At 62.5% G+C, this 14630-nt stretch carries 15 protein-coding genes and 1 tRNA gene; 9 read left to right on the top strand and 7 right to left on the bottom strand.

Annotated features, from left to right (window positions below; all coding sequences use genetic code 11):
• Window positions 1-91: 91 nt before the first annotated feature.
• Entirely contained in the window at window positions 92-1579 is a 1488-nt protein-coding gene (locus tag ABLE85_RS13135; RefSeq protein WP_348793169.1) for an ATP-binding protein, read from the top strand.
• A gap of 9 nt (window positions 1580-1588) precedes the next feature.
• Window positions 1589-2236 carry a response regulator transcription factor gene (locus tag ABLE85_RS13130; protein WP_348793168.1) on the top strand — a complete coding sequence of 216 codons (648 nt, stop codon included), beginning with the start codon at window positions 1589-1591 and terminating at the stop codon, window positions 2234-2236.
• A gap of 36 nt (window positions 2237-2272) precedes the next feature.
• Here ABLE85_RS13130 and ABLE85_RS13125 read toward each other — a convergent pair whose 3' ends face one another.
• From ABLE85_RS13125 to ABLE85_RS13115, 3 genes are all read right to left on the bottom strand, one after another.
• Complete coding sequence (locus ABLE85_RS13125) at window positions 2273-2656, bottom strand: low affinity iron permease family protein (protein ID WP_348793167.1); 384 nt, start codon at window positions 2654-2656, stop codon at window positions 2273-2275.
• 205 nt (window positions 2657-2861) lie between these two features.
• A complete protein-coding gene (locus tag ABLE85_RS13120) occupies window positions 2862-3575 on the bottom strand; it encodes a type 1 glutamine amidotransferase (RefSeq protein WP_348793166.1) in 714 nt (237 codons plus the stop codon).
• 138 nt (window positions 3576-3713) lie between these two features.
• A complete protein-coding gene (locus ABLE85_RS13115; RefSeq protein WP_348793165.1) occupies window positions 3714-5525 on the bottom strand; it encodes an ABC transporter ATP-binding protein/permease in 1812 nt (603 codons plus the stop codon).
• Between the two features lie 248 nt (window positions 5526-5773).
• Between ABLE85_RS13115 and ABLE85_RS13110 the strand changes: the two genes are divergently transcribed.
• From ABLE85_RS13110 to ABLE85_RS13100, 3 genes are all read left to right on the top strand, one after another.
• Window positions 5774-6175: a hypothetical protein gene (locus ABLE85_RS13110; protein WP_348793164.1), complete on the top strand. Its 402-nt coding sequence runs from the start codon at window positions 5774-5776 to the stop codon at window positions 6173-6175.
• Between the two features lie 81 nt (window positions 6176-6256).
• Window positions 6257-6553, top strand: coding sequence for a YMGG-like glycine zipper-containing protein (locus ABLE85_RS13105; RefSeq protein ID WP_348793163.1), 297 nt, complete (start codon window positions 6257-6259; stop codon window positions 6551-6553).
• A gap of 227 nt (window positions 6554-6780) precedes the next feature.
• The gene (locus ABLE85_RS13100) at window positions 6781-7161 is read left to right on the top strand and encodes an EF-hand domain-containing protein (RefSeq protein ID WP_348793162.1); all 381 of its coding nucleotides are present in this window, start codon (window positions 6781-6783) and stop codon (window positions 7159-7161) included.
• A 69-nt stretch (window positions 7162-7230) separates the two neighbouring features.
• On the opposite strand, the gene ABLE85_RS13095 is transcribed toward ABLE85_RS13100, so the two are convergent.
• A complete protein-coding gene (locus ABLE85_RS13095) occupies window positions 7231-8394 on the bottom strand; it encodes a glycosyltransferase 87 family protein (RefSeq protein WP_348793161.1) in 1164 nt (387 codons plus the stop codon).
• Between the two features lie 382 nt (window positions 8395-8776).
• Here ABLE85_RS13095 and ABLE85_RS13090 point away from each other — a divergent pair, with 382 nt between their 5' ends.
• Window positions 8777-10363 (top strand): HWE histidine kinase domain-containing protein, encoded by a 1587-nt coding sequence (locus ABLE85_RS13090; RefSeq protein ID WP_348793160.1) that lies wholly within the window; start codon window positions 8777-8779, stop codon window positions 10361-10363.
• Between the two features lie 520 nt (window positions 10364-10883).
• Here the strand turns inward: ABLE85_RS13090 and ABLE85_RS13085 are convergent.
• Window positions 10884-10968, bottom strand: a tRNA-Leu gene (locus tag ABLE85_RS13085).
• A 144-nt stretch (window positions 10969-11112) separates the two neighbouring features.
• On the opposite strand from ABLE85_RS13085, the gene ABLE85_RS13080 reads away from it, so the two are divergent.
• Window positions 11113-11700 carry a YqaA family protein gene (locus tag ABLE85_RS13080; protein WP_348793159.1) on the top strand — a complete coding sequence of 196 codons (588 nt, stop codon included), beginning with the start codon at window positions 11113-11115 and terminating at the stop codon, window positions 11698-11700.
• Window positions 11701-11735: 35 nt separating this feature from the next.
• Window positions 11736-12251, top strand: coding sequence for a disulfide bond formation protein B (locus tag ABLE85_RS13075; protein ID WP_348793158.1), 516 nt, complete (start codon window positions 11736-11738; stop codon window positions 12249-12251).
• 84 nt (window positions 12252-12335) lie between these two features.
• On the opposite strand, the gene ABLE85_RS13070 is transcribed toward ABLE85_RS13075, so the two are convergent.
• Complete coding sequence (locus ABLE85_RS13070) at window positions 12336-12893, bottom strand: HNH endonuclease (RefSeq protein WP_348793157.1); 558 nt, start codon at window positions 12891-12893, stop codon at window positions 12336-12338.
• 110 nt (window positions 12894-13003) lie between these two features.
• The gene (locus ABLE85_RS13065) at window positions 13004-13663 is read right to left on the bottom strand and encodes a DNA-3-methyladenine glycosylase (RefSeq protein ID WP_348793156.1); all 660 of its coding nucleotides are present in this window, start codon (window positions 13661-13663) and stop codon (window positions 13004-13006) included.
• A gap of 73 nt (window positions 13664-13736) precedes the next feature.
• On the opposite strand from ABLE85_RS13065, the gene gluQRS reads away from it, so the two are divergent.
• A complete protein-coding gene (gluQRS, locus tag ABLE85_RS13060; protein WP_348793155.1) occupies window positions 13737-14621 on the top strand; it encodes a tRNA glutamyl-Q(34) synthetase GluQRS in 885 nt (294 codons plus the stop codon).
• Window positions 14622-14630 lie beyond the last annotated feature (9 nt).

The following is a 14630-nucleotide window of genomic DNA, read 5'->3' as shown; positions in this document are numbered from 1 at the left end:
GGTACATTTCCCACAAATGAATTAGGTCATTATAGTTTAGTCTGCTTTCACATCCGGCATTTCGGAGGCGATGATAGGATCTACCCTGAAATTGCCGTGTTTCGGCAGTATCCTGACTGAGGGTAGAGGGTGCATGCAGTTCAAGCGGTCGTCGGGGATCGCCCAATTTTCCACGATCGACTTCAGCATTCAGCAATTGCCGCGCAACTCAGCGCTCAGGAATGGGGGTATCTCAGTGCCGGAATCTTTCCATTTCCCCGATTTTGCCGGAGCAACCGTAGTCAGAAACTTGGGAAATCGCCAAAAGCTTATCGCAAGCCTGACCCTCACAATCGGCTTCACTGTCCTGCTCACCAAGATCTTCTGGGTAGCCTTTCTCACTCCCACCTACCGTCCTTATGGCGAGGAAGACTGGCTGCTCATCTTCTCGCTTACGCTGATCACGATGCTGGTTTTCGCGCTGGTGCGCTCGGCGGGCCGCGTGGCGGCAGCCGAGGCGGAGTGGCAGGAGGTCCAGCAAGCCCTGCAGGAAAGCAGGGCGCAGCTGCATGCGGTGGTCAAGAACCTGCCCGTCGGCGTGGCTGTTGCCGAAGCGTCGAGCCGGCGGATCGTGCTCAGCAACGACCAGTTCCGGCATCTGTGGCGGTTTGCCGCCGCCGACTGCCAGAACGTAGCCGACATCGCGCCCTATATCGGCTACCGCCCCGACGGCAGCCGTTATGACCAACGAGAGTGGCCGCTGACGCGTGCGATCGAGACCGGCGAGGTCACTCACAACGAGGAAATCTGGATCAAACGCGGCGACGGCACGCGCGGCTGCCTGTCGGCAAATGCCGCCCCGATCCGAACCGAGGCAAACAATATCACCGCCGCCGTGGTGACGTTCACCGACATCACCGACCGCAAGGAGTCCGACGCCGAGCGCGACCGGCTGACCCGCAGGCTGCTCAAGGCGCAGGAGGAAGAGCGCCTGCGCATCGCTCGCGAACTGCATGACCAGCTTGGCCAGGATCTCACCGCCCTTTCGCTCGGCCTGAAAAATCTTGAACCGGCGCTGGAATCCCGAGGGAAGGAAGCCGAACTCGTCGAGTTGCGGGCGATCGTCGATCATATGAGCCTCGAGGTTCACAGCACCGCTTCCTCGCTGCGGCCGACCTCGCTGACCGATCTTGGCCTGCGCGAGGCGCTGAATTGCCTGGTGGCATCATGGGCCAGCCGTCTCGGCATATCGGCGGATGCCCACCTTGAGGTACTCGACGAACAGTTGAGCGAGGAAGACCAAGTGGTGATCTACCGCGTCGTGCAGGAAGCGCTTACCAATGTTGCTAAGCACTCCGGTGCCAATGCCGTCAGCGTCACTGTGCAATGGGTGGGCGGCGCCGTCAGGGTGGCCATCGAGGACAACGGCCGCGGCTTCGATCCCAACCCCGACGAGCTCAGGCGAGCCAACTCCCTCGGCCTGTCGGGAATGCGCGAGCGGCTTGCCCTGGTGGGTGGCGATCTCACTGTCGAGACCGCGCCCGGACAAGGCACGACTGTCTACGCTGCTTTGCCCCTGTCAAACGCGTGTCAACTTTGAGCTTGTGTCATGACCAAGGCTCCCTCGCCCCGACGTGTCTTCCTGGTTGACGACCACCCCGTGGTTCTGGCCGGGGTCAAGACCATGGTGGAAGCGCAACGCGACCTCAAGGTGGTCGGCGTGGCAGGAGACGCCGAAAGCGCGCTGCAAGGCATCAGCGAAACCGACCCTCATATCGCCGTCGTCGACGTCTCCCTGCCGGGGACCAACGGCGTGGCGCTGATCGACCGCCTTCGGAAGGACTTTCCGCAACTGGCCGCCCTGGCGCTTACGGTCCACGAGGATTCGGCCTATGTCCATCAGCTGCTGGAAGCGGGCGCTCGCGGCTTCATCCTCAAGCGCTCCGCGGCGGAGGAACTCATCCATGCAATCCGCTCGGTCCTGGCCGGCGGCATGTATATCGACCCGGTCATGGCGGCGAAGGTTTTGAGCGTACCCAAGCCTCAGGCCACCAGCGCCGAAGCGCTGAGCGAACGCGAGATCGCAGTGGTCAAGCTGGTGGCGAAGGGCTACAGCAACAAGGAAGTTTCCGCGCAGCTCTCGCTGAGCGTCAAGACGATCGAGACCTACCGCGCCAGGGCCGCCGAAAAGCTCGGCCTGCGCACGCGGGCCGCGCTGGTGCGCTATGCCACTCTCGAAGGGTGGATGGTCGAGTAGCAGACAGCCAGCGAAAGGCCTTTCAGACTGCTTCACTCAGGCAGCATCATTTCGCCGCGCGTCTCGCCTCCCGGCCGCCTTTTCACATAGCAGCCTGAACTCTTCCACCTCTTCCTCGGTCAAGTGTTCTATGCCGATGAAGCGGTTGCGCCCTTCGCTGACACGGATGAGCTCGTCGAGCTTGGCCTGGATCGCAGCACCGTCGCGATTCTGGGTGTTCTGAATCAGAAACACCATCAGGAAGGTGACGATGGTGGTTCCCGTATTGATGATGAGTTGCCACGTGTCGGAAAAGCCGAGAAATGGTCCTGTCACCGCCCACACCAAGATGATCAGGCAACAGACAATGAAGGTCACGGGCGTGCCCGCGGCATGCGCCACCTGATTGGCGATGCGGCTGAATATTTTGGACGAGGTCATTCGTTTTCTCGAAGGCGGCAAATGCACTCGTCGGCCAACCATGTCGGCAACCGGCGCCTGGAGAAACGTGAACCAGTGCCGATTGTTCCAGCTGACGACCTGAACCGCGACGCAGAAGACCGAAATCAAATGCAGCCGAGGGGAGGTACGCGACCGCCAAGCTTAGTCCGCGCATAGGGCACGAGGCCGGCAAAGGGACCGAGATTCAACGGGCCAGTGCCATGAGATTGTCGTTCAGTCGTCGCGCGGTCTGCCGGAAGCGCGGCAGATGCAGTGCCACCGTTTCGGCAAGCCGCGACGCCTGGACGGGACCCAGAGCCTGGTTGAGGCTCGCCCTGTATTCGGGGATGCGTTCCCAGTCCGCCACGGTTCGCTCGGTGATTTCCATGTGATACTGGAAACCATAGGCAAAACGGCCCCAGCGCATCGCCTGCACCGGGCAGGCGGCGTTGGCCGCCAGCGACACGCTGCCTTGCGGCAGGACCGATACTTCCGCGCCATGCCACTGCAACGTGTCGAGCGCTGGATCCACGCCGCCGAACAGGGGATCCTCCCTGCCGACCGCCGACAGCTCAACACTGGCAAGGCCGACCTCCGGCTGGCGCATCAACGAGACGGTACCGCCGAGCGCATCGGCAAGCAGCTGATGGCCGAGGCAGATGCCGAGATAGGGCCGCCCCAGTTCAGCCACCCAGCGTCGGATCGCCGCCTTCTCGGTCACCAGCCAGGGATGAACGTCCTCCTGCCAGACATCCATCGGCCCGCCCATGACGGCAAGAAGATCGAAATCCTGGAGGTCGGGGATGGGCTCGCCCGCATCGAGCTCTACGACGCGCTGGTCATGCCCCGCCTCTCGCCAGAACTCACCGAAAATGCCGGCGTGCTCCACCGCAAGATGCTGGAATATGAGAATGCGCATGCCGTTCCCCCAACTCCTCCGCGCCGGTCATGCATCGCCTGCCCGCTGGCAATAGCGTCCCGGCTCTCCTTGCGTCAGCTTCAACCGGTGCTCGAAGCTTCGCAAGATGCGGCCAGCAAAATATTCAGGCAGCCGGCGTCAGACGCTGGGGCTTGCCGCGGCCATGTCCGACGGCGCGCGGCTCCCCACGCGCATCGGCCGGAGCGCCTGGCCCTCCGGATCCTTGGCCAGATGCAGGACCCGCGTGAAGAAATGACCGTTCTGCCCGGCGGTGCCGACATTGATAATGGCGGAATCGGCCAGATCGCGTTCCAGGATGGTCAGGATCCGACGTCGCGTATCGCCCGGCATCGTGTCCAGCGCGGCGTCGATCACGACCCAGCGTGGCTTGTGCAGCCCCAGGCGGGCAAAGGCCAGCAGGCGCAGCTCATCCTCGCCCAGCTCGCGCTCCCAGCGAGCGTCGCGGTCGAGGGAATCGTTCAATCGTCCAAGGCCGACGTCACCCAGCACAGCAGAAAGGTCCGCCTGCGGGAACGCATCGCGGCCGCGAGGATAACACAGTGCCTCGCGCAAGGAGCCAGGCGGGATATAGGGTTGACGCGGCACGAAGACCGGCACTTCCCCCGCCGGCAGGCCGATGCGCCCGCTACCCCACGGCCAAAGGCCCGCAAGCGCCCGGAAGAACAGGGTCTTTCCCGCGCCGGGATCGCCGGTGAGCAGGACGTGATCGCCCGGGACGATCTCGACGTGCTTCTCGACAAGCTTGGTGCAGCCGATGGGAGAAACAACCTCCACGTCGTCGAAGGTCATGCGCTCGCCATCGACCTCATCGAGCGTGATGCGCTTTTCCACCTCGTGGAGTTCGTCCGTCTGGAGCACGGCCGTGCGGAAGGTCGCCACGCGCTGCAAAGTGGCCCGCCAGTCAGCAATGCTGCCGATATTGTCGACGAACCAGCGCAACGCGGCATTCACCTGGTTGAAAGCTCCTACCGCCATCATCAGTCCCCCGAAGCTGATGTCGCCGGAGAAATAAATAGGAGCCGCGATCACGATCGGGGCCACCGTGGTGATCCAGCCATAGCTGGCGGTCACCCAGGTCAGCCGGGTCAGCGCCACCGCGATGCGCCACATGGCCTCCAGCACGGCGCTAAGGTCGAGTTCTAGCCGCCGCTTCTCGTCGGCCTCGCCAGCCGTCAGCGAAATGGCGTCGATGTGCTCGTTGACGCGCATCAGCGAGAAGCGCAGCTCGGCCTCTCGCGCGTATCGATCGACGTTGAGCCTGATCAGCGGGCGACCGAACAGCCAACTCAGCCACGACGCCGTTCCGGCATAGATCACCGCGGCCCAGACCATGTAGCCGGGAACGGCGAAGCTCTTGCCCGCGACATGGAAGACGAACCCCGACGAGATCGTCCACAGCACGCCTACGAAAGTGACCAGGAGAATCGTCGCCTGGAGAAGGCCGACACCGAGATCCGTGGAAAGATCGCTGAGATGGCGCGCATCCTCATGCAGTCGCTGGTCCGGATTGACGCCGATGGCGCCGGCATTGGCCAGCCGGAAGGCACGCCGCGGCCGCAACCATTCCGTTATCAGGTCGAGGGTCAACCCTTCGCGCAGCCTCACGCGGATGCTCTGGTTGAGCCAGGTCTGCACCACATTGAGCAGCAACAGGAAGATGGCGATGGCGGCAAATACCGTAAGCTGATGGAAGAACTCGTGAAGGTCACGCCGCTCCAGCGCGTCGTAGAATGGACGGTTCCAGCGGTTGAGCAGCACCTGCCCGTATGCCGTCCCCAGGACAGTCACCAACATCCCTGCCCCCAGGCCAAGCAACAGGTAGCGTAATGGCGAGGCTATGAAGGCCCGCAGCATCATGATGGTCTGGTCGCGCAGGCGCACTTCGCCCGGCTGTGTATTGATGGTCTTTTCTTCTGCCTGATCCGCCATGGGCGCAGGTCCTTTCCTCGGCCCCTTCAAGTACGCTGGGTACCAAGTGGAATATAGGGTGCCTTGGACGCCGCTGCTCACGCGCGATCCTTGCCAAAGGAGGGGGCCAACGATCTTTGCCCCTGACCTTGCTGCAGGTTCCGAAACGATTGCGCCGCGTTGAGGTGCCTGGGAACCGCTGAGCCCGCGGCCGGTTATCTGGACCGAAGCCATCCTACTCGGTTGGCCGCTGGAGGAGGACGCATATCATGATGCTCAGAACGCTATCGGTAGTCGCGGTCGCGACGGCGCTGGCCTCAGGGGCTGCAGTCGCCAAAACAACCAAGGTGCATCGCAAGCATGTTCATGTTCATGTTCAGGCCGATCCGGTCCCGCAGCGGGTGATCTCCGACCCAGAAATCGTCGGAAGATACTTCGCCGACAGGCACATGTTCTACCTCGCCCCGTCCTACGCCGTTGCAGCGCAGTGGCAAAACACTCCGGACGACCTGCACCGCCGCATCCGGGCAGACTGTAGAACGCCTGAGAACCCGTGGGAATTCAATCTCTGCGCCGCGCTAAGCGCCGTCGCGCTCGCCCCGCCAGTTACGGTCCTGACAACGTGGCACTCACCATTTTTCGAAAATTGGATCATCCCGCACGGATTTTGAACGCAACCTGAACGAACCATTCACGGTTCGTCAATCTCATGCCCTCTAGACCTGTCCGAAGTTATTTTACGGAGAGGTCACATGAAATTTCGCATCACCGTGTCGGCGCTGGCTGCCGTCGCCACGATCGCTGTGGCGGGGTGCTCGGCAACCGACCAGCAGATCAACCGCGCAGGCACCGGCGCAGCGGTAGGCGCGATCGGCGGCGCTCTGGTTGGTCAGGCCGTCGGCAGGAATACGAAGAGCACGCTCATCGGCGCCGCCAGCGGCGCGGCTCTGGGCGGCATTGTCGGTGCCGCGAGCGCGCCGCAGCGGCAGACTTGCCGCTATCAGGGCGTCAACGGCGTCTACACCGCACCCTGCACCGACGGATACTGATCCTCGATCGCCCCGTCGCCGCACCAAGGCGGCGGGGCGCGCCGCAAAGCATGCCGACACCGAAGCTCGGCTTCGACAAATGGGCGAAGCCGGCAAGCCGCTTCTGCCCGCGATGCGCCGGATAGCGGATAACCTGACTGGATTTCCCGGGCCGAGCACTCTAGCTCTTTCGACACACGCAATTGGGGGACGTGCACCGCATAAACGAGCAAAGAGAGGATTCTTTGATGTTTACCGGGATCACGCGCGTCACAACCATCGTCGCAGCCGTTGCAATCAGCACGATCGGTGCTGCGGCACAGACACATCAAACCGCTCCGCAACAATCCAATCTGACCGTCGCGCAGGCAAACCCGCCCGAGGACGAAGATCAGGGCGCGCCGCCTAGGATGATGCAAGGCGGGCACCCGGGCATGATGGGTCGGCGGCCAGGGATAAGCCTGCCCATGCTGAAAATCTTGTTCGCCATCATCGACACGGATGAAGACGGGTCGATCTCCTTCGAAGAGGTGACGGCGGTCCACAAACGCATTTTCGATGCGATCGACACGGACAAGGACGGCAAGATCACGCTCGATGAACTAGAGGCCTTCATGCGGGGGCCGTGAGCCCCATTTGAGGCTGACGCCGGCAAAACACTGGATTGAACTGTCGGGCAAACGGTGCCCGGCTCTCGCTCAGCCGTAGGCGCGGGATTCGACGGCGGTTGTTCCCTCGCGGCCCCTGCCCCACAACCACCACAGCAGAGGCAGGCTGATGAGGGTCATGGCAATGGGCCTGAACCAGAGATTCAGAAGATCATGGAGATGCCGCTCTATGCCGGTGGCGCCGCAAAGGACAATCGCAACTGACAGGACAACGCGCAGAAGCCCACGCTGCTCCTGCCGCCACAGCCAGGCAATGGTAATGGCTGCTGGCACCGCCAGCATGATGTAGGTGTTGGATTCGACGCGGGGGTTGAACACGGTCATGTAGACGGCCGCGGCCAGGAAGATCGCCAGGGCGGCGAGGCCCTTCTCAGTCCGGCGGTCGAACCATATCACGGCCGCCAACGTCAGTGCAGCGGCGGCGATGCGCACCAAAGTGGCGCTGGATTCGTCGAGAGGCGCGCCAAACGCCAAGAATGGCGCCGTAAAGTCGGCCGCAAGGAACGGCCCCGACTTGTGCACGCCCATGGACGTCAGCAAACGGATGAAATCGTGATGCTGGGCGTTGACGTAACCGAAGGGCGCAAATGCATAGGGGATAGCAAACACGAACAGCAGCGCCAGGACCAGCACCGTGATCAGCCTGGGACGCAATGCGCCAGACAGCAGGAGAATGACAATTGCCGTCGGCTTGGCGATCAGCGCGACCGAGGCCCAAAAGAACGTTTCGGCCCGCCGCCCTTCCAGTACAGAAAAGGTCAGGAACCAGCAAGCGCCGGCCAGAAGGACGGTAGCCTGGCCTGAGCGCATCGCGCCGAGCGAGATCGGCAGGGCCAGGAACAGGCTGTAGGACAGAAGCCAGACATTGTCTGGGCCGCCAAGCTTACGCGCCTGCTTGGCGGCGGCGGCGGTCAGCACGGCGATGCCGACAAGCCGCCACAGCAAATCGCCAAGGACCGGTCCAAGCATGAGGAAGGGCGTATAGAGCACGGCAAAGGCCGGCGCATAAAGAAACCCCATCGACAGCTCGACATTGTAGAGCTGCTCGTAGGCGGAGAAATGCTCCACGCTACGTCGGTAGACCGGCACCACGGCGCGATCATCGGTCACTGCCGCCTGAATCGCAGCGCCCAGAAATCCCAAGCCCCAAAGACCAAGGCCGAGACGGTCGAACAACTGCCTCATCCTCAGCATCAGCGCTCCGACCGCTTCGAGACGTTCACGTCGGCCTGTTCATGACGGTCTTTAAGCAACGGCAAACTTGATCTTCCCCACAATTCCCCCCCCCGCAGCGATTACGGGTAGATCCAGGGCGACTAGAAGCAAGATGCTTCCAAAAAAGCAAGTGGAATCAATGGCCGGGCGCCGGCTTCTGCTGGCGTGACGATGATTATCTGAGCTGCGGCCGTCTGCGGTCGCGTCCGCGCCGCGGAACCCGTGGAACTTGCGCCGCCGCGCCTCTTGCGGACAACGCAAATGCGGTCTGCGCCTTGTCGGGGAGGATCATTGGTGATTACCTAAACAATAGCCCAACGATGCCTGGGGAGCGCGCCGCTGCCCCCCTGGGATGCGGATCATGCTCAGCACCGGTGAAGTCGACACCAGAGTAAGGAAGCTGCTCACCCCCAACCGGGCCTGGATCCTTTACCTGATGTTCGGCGCCGCCTACGCCGCCCTCTTCATGCTCGGCGTTTACACGGCGAACAATGCCGTGTTGGCGTTGGTATGGCCTGCCAACGCGTTCATGCTCGGCATGCTCGTGCGCTTTCCTGTTCTGGCCCGTCCACCGGGCTGGATTGCATGCCTAGCAGGCTTCGCGATCGCGCTCGAGTTGATCGACTACAGGTTCGTCGTGGACGCGAAGCTGCTGGTATACAACTTCGGCATCGTCGTGATCGGTTATCTGCTGCTCTCCAGGCTGGAGCGGGACGACCAGCGCTTGGAGCGGCCGATCTCGGTTTTCTACCTTTTCACCGCCGTAGCCGCCGCATCCCTGTTCGCCGGCATTGCGGGATCGCACCTTATCGGCGCGCTGTTCAGCAGAGTGGCCGAAGTAAGCGCCTTCCGGTATTGGTTTTCGGTCGAGCTCTTGAACCAGCTTGCCTTTGTGCCGATGATCCTGGCCTTCCCCGAAGACCGTCACTGGGCGCGGGAGCTGCCGCTCACACTGCACGACCAAGCGCCGATCATTGTGTTGATTTTCTCGGCCGTCGCCGGAACGTTCTTCGGTGGGATAGCCGCCCTCGCGTTCCCAATCCCGGCCCTTCTATGGTGCGCAATTACCTATCGCGTCTTCCTGACGGCTCTCCTGACATTCTCGTTCTGCGCCTGGGCGATCATTGCCACGACATTGGGCTTTGTCGACTTGTCGAACTTCAATCAGTCGCTGGTACTTTCCATCAGCATGGGAGGCGCGCTCATCACCTTGGGGCCGCTCATCATCTCCACGACGACCGCGACGAGGAACGAGGTTTTGGAGCAATTGAGATATCTCGCTGCCGAGCGCGAGATCGTGTCCAATGAGCTCGAGCACCGGATCAAGAATTTGTTCGCGCTGGTCAACGGACTGATCACCCTGTCCGTCCGCGACGACCCCGAAATGAGGCCGCTGGCAAATAGGCTGAGAAACCGGCTCGTCGCGCTACAGCAGGCACATAGCCTTGTACAGACCGGAAGGGCATCTTCTGACATCATGGGCGGCCTTGCTTCGTTGAAGCGAGTCATCGGCATTCTGCTGAAGCCTTACGAGGGCAGCGCGGCCGCGCGTTTCGTCGTGGAGGGCGACGAGGCATTCGTCGATAGCGGAATCGTCACGCCCCTGGCCTTGGTCTTCCACGAACTGGCAACGAACTCGAGCAAATATGGGGCCCTGAGTGATCCGGACGGGACTCTCAATGTCGACCTCAGTCGCGACACCCACGAGATGCACATCAAATGGACGGAAACGTCATCGGGGCTGAACGGCCAAGCCGGGAGTGAGGCCGGCTTCGGCTCGAAGCTGCTGGATCTCACGATCAAATCTCAATTGCAGGGACACTACACACGCAAATGGACGGCCGGCCGCATGGACATCGAGATCGATCTCCCCGGCAAACTGTTCCGCACCATTCCGGAGGAGCCGGACGACCTCAGCCGTGAGAATCAACGACTTCGCCACCAGTAGAACGGCCGAGCCATCGGGGAGTGCGAGGCAAAGAAAATCAGCGAAGAAACCTAATGCCGTCTTGCGGCGGCGGCGTCCCTTGCCGGCGTGACATAGCCAATATTTTTCAATATGTTACGGTTATTTCGCGCGACCGACCTTCTACGTTGAGGACCGCCCCGCAACCGTTGGCCTGAAGTTTTATGAGCGGTTTGGCAAAACGACCAACGGGTTGTTGACCGGCAACATGCTGACCCGCATGGAACTGACGTTCAAACGATCAGGGACAAGCTTGGCGGATGCCGCGTGACGGACCTTTTGAGGGCCGATCTGTTAAATGTCGTGCGGAGACAGCTACGCCTTGAGCGGGTCGACGAAGCGCGGGACGGATGGCGAAAAGTTACCTCAAGGAATCATCAGCGCAGTGAGATGCAGTGAGACAATCGCGCCCAACCAAGCCTCTTTGGGTGGGCTAGAAGGTGGATGCTGATTTGATGAGTTCGTGCATCCTACTGAAAACAAATAGTTTCCAGGAAGTAAATGGTGCCCCCTGCCGGGATCGAACCAGCACTCCTCTCGGAACCTGATTTTGAGTCAGGCGCGTCTACCAATTCCGCCAAGGGGGCCCTGCCCTTTCGGGCGGACGGCTGCGGACTATACGGTCCCGCGGGCCTTCGTCAACTGCCCGTTGATGGATTTCGTGCAGCATCCGCCATTGTGAAGCCACGGAATTCTTTCTAGACAGGGTTTGCCCACCAACGGAACGCCTCATGCTTCGCAGACTCTACGACTGGACCCTGTCGCTGGCCGCACGCAAGTCCGCCGAATGGTGGCTCGCCTTCATCGCCTTCGTGGAAAGCTCGGTCTTCCTGATTCCGGCCGACGTGCTCTATTTGCCGATGGCGCTGTCGCGGCCCGAACGCGCCTATCGCTACGCGCTGGTCGCCACCGTTGCCTCCGTGCTGGGCGGCATTTTCGGCTGGTATATCGGCTATCATGCCTATGAAAGCATCGCCAAGCCGGTGCTTGAGTTCTACGGCAAGCTCGATGAATTCGAGGCGCTGCGCACCTCTTCCGGCATCGGCTTCATCCTGTTGATGCTGGTCACCTCCGGCGCCGCCCACCTGCCGCCGATCAAGGTGGTGACCATTCTGGCTGGCGTCATGCACGTCAATCTCGGCCTGTTCATCGTCTCGGCCATCGTCGCGCGCGGCGCCCGCTTCCTCTTCCTCGCCTGGCTGCTGCGTACCTACGGCGAACCGATCCGAGATTTCGTGGAGGAGCGCCTAGGCCTCATCGCCGGTGCGGCCGCCGGCGTCCTCATTGTGCTCTACCTCGCGGTCAAGTACGTCCTGTGACCAACCGACGAACCACGCCGCAACGGATGCAACCAATGTCCAGCCTCACCCAGCCCACCGGCAGCGTCCAGACCGTCACCGCGCTTCTGCTTCTCGTCGCCATGGCCGCCGTCGTCGGCACTGCGCTCGGCTTCGAGCACATCGGCGGCTACATCCCCTGCAAGCTCTGCCTGGAGCAGCGCACGCCCTATTATATCGGCGTGCCGCTGATGGCGGTAGCTGCGCTATCCTCCTCGATGCGCTGGCCGGCTCTGGCGACGCGCGGTCTTCTGCTGATCGGCGGATTGCTGATGCTCTACAATCTCGGCCTCGGCGTCTACCATTCCGGCGTCGAGTGGAGCTGGTGGCCGGGGCCGACGGATTGCACCGCGGCCGTGCTGCCGCCCAGCGGCGGCACCGGCGGCGTCCTCGATTCGCTCAACACGGTCATGCCGCCTTCCTGCGAAAAGGCGGCGCTGCGGATCCTCGGCCTGTCCATGGCCGGCTGGAACGCCATCGCCAGCCTGGTGCTGACGATCATCGCCTTTCGCGGAGCGGTCGGGAAACCCTGAGGCACAATCTGAGAGCGCCAAGGCCATCCCCTGGCGGATCATCTGCCAGGAGCCGGAACCGCTTCAATCCGAACGTGAAACGCCTTACGGCTCCAGTTCGACATCCCAGTAGAGATAGTCGAGCCAGCTTTCGTGCAGATAGTTGGGCGGGAACAGCCGGCCATTGTTGTGCAGATCGTGCACGGTCGGCTGATAGGGTGTCTGTTTTGGCCACATCTTGGCCTGCGCTGGCATCATGCCGCCCTTCCTCAGATTGCAGGGAGAGCAGGCGGCTACGACGTTTTCCCAGGTGGTCGCCCCGCCGCGGTGGCGCGGGACGACGTGGTCGAAGGTCAGGTCTTCCGACGTGCCGCAATACTGGCACTCGAAGCGGTCGCGCAGGAACACGTTGAAGCGGGTGAAGGCCGGAAAGCGCGACGGTTTGACGTAGCTCTTCAGGCTGACCACGCTCGGCAGTCGCATCGAGAAGGAAGGGGAAGACACCGCGTGCTCGTATTCGGCCACGATGTTGACCCGGTCGAGGAACACCGCCTTGATGGCATCCTGCCAAGACCAAAGCGACAACGGGTAATAGCTGAGCGGGCGGTAGTCCGCGTTCAGCACCAGTGCAGGAAGGCCATCCGGGGATACGGCGACCGTCACTAACTTACCTCCTTGTTCATAGAACCGTTCGGTGCCGATACTGTAAGCTCGACATGACAGGGATGTGAAGCGGTTTCACGGCCCTGTCCCATCACCAGAGTCCACGAATTTCAGGCTTTTTTTGGCATTTGCGACGGTGGCGCACCGTCGCGACCCCGCATCTCACGATAATATGACCAGAAGAGCCGCGCTGCGACGCCCCGCCACGGGCTCCATGATTCGGCCACTCCGATCAGCGCTTTCTCACCCGGACGCGTGTCGAATCCGAGCGCATGGCCCACGGCCGTCTGGAGCGCCACGTCTCGTGCCGGGAAGATGTCGGGGTGGCCGGCAGCGAACAGCAGATAGACTTCTGCCGTCCACGGCCCGATGCCGGGCACGGCCGTCATGTGGCCGATCGCCTCGGTCGCGTCGAGCCGGCACAGGTGGTGCAGGTCGAGCCCGTCCTGCACCGCCTGCGACACGGCAAGCAGGGTGCGGACCTTGGGCCGCGAAAGGCCGGCTTCGCGAAACAGCGCCTCGCCGGCGTCGAGCAGTGCCTGCGGCGTCAGCGGGTCAAGCAGCCTGGCCAGCCGCCCGAAGATGGCGTCGGCGCTGGCGCGCGACACCTGCTGCGAGACGATGATGGAGGCCAGGCTGACGAAGCCGGGCTCCGACAGCCTCAGCGGCACCTCGCCCGCCAGCGCGCGCACTCCACCCAGGCGCGGGTCGATGGCGCAGAGCGCGTCGAGCCCCTCGGAAATGTCGTCCAGCGATTTGATGCGGCGCATGCGTCTTGTTCCGGCTTCAACGGCAAAGTAGCAATCGGAGCATGGTCCGTTCAATCCGATATAAGCATTGCCGATGAGCATTCCTGCCACGCCCGTCTTTCGTTTCGCGCCGAGCCCGAATGGCGAGTTGCATCTCGGCCATGCCTATTCGGCCATGCTCAACGCACGCCTGGCCGAAGCGACCGGCGGGCGCCTGCTCGTGCGCATCGAGGACATCGACGTCACCCGCTGCACGCCTGAATTCGAGGCCGACATCTTCCGCGACCTGGCCTGGCTCGGCATCGAGTGGGAAGAGCCGGTTCGGCGCCAGTCCGAGCATTTTGCGGAATACGAGGCGCTATTGCTGAGGCTGATCAACGCCGAGCTCGTCTATCCAGCCTTCATGAGCCGCGGCGAAATCCGCGCCCATATCGCGGAGGTGGAAGCGAAAGGCAGGCCGTGGCCGCGCGACCCCGACGGCGCGCCGCACTACCCTGCCGCGGACAAGAAATTTTCACGGGCCGAGCGCCAACGTCGTATCGCGAAAGGCGCACCCTTCGCCTGGCGCCTCGACACGCAGGCAGCAATCGACCGGCTCGATGAGCCCCTGTTCTGGCAAGAATTCACCGACGAAACGCTGGCCGAGACGCTCGCGATCCAGGCCCGACCGGAGGACTGGGGCGATGTCGTCATCGCGCGCCGCGAAATCCCGACCAGCTATCACCTCTCCGTGGTGGCCGACGATGCGCTGCAAGGCATCACCCATGTCGTGCGCGGGCGCGATCTCTATGCCGCGACCGGCATACAGCGCCTGCTGCAGCACCTGCTCGGCCTGCCGGCGCCCGCCTATTTCCATCACCGGCTGATCGTGGGGTCCGACGGGCGCAAGCTCTCCAAGAGCCTGGGCGCCAGTGGGGTCGCCGCACTGCGTCAGGCAGGCGTATCGCCGGCCGAGGTCAGGCGCATGGTCGGGCTCTGAGCGGGCGCG

The organism is Mesorhizobium sp. KR1-2 (assembly GCF_040045035.1).
Classification (GTDB): Bacteria; Pseudomonadota; Alphaproteobacteria; order Rhizobiales; family Rhizobiaceae; genus Pseudaminobacter.
The sequence above is the reverse complement of the archived record's forward strand: the minus strand, read 5'-3'. Positions and strand labels throughout refer to the sequence as shown.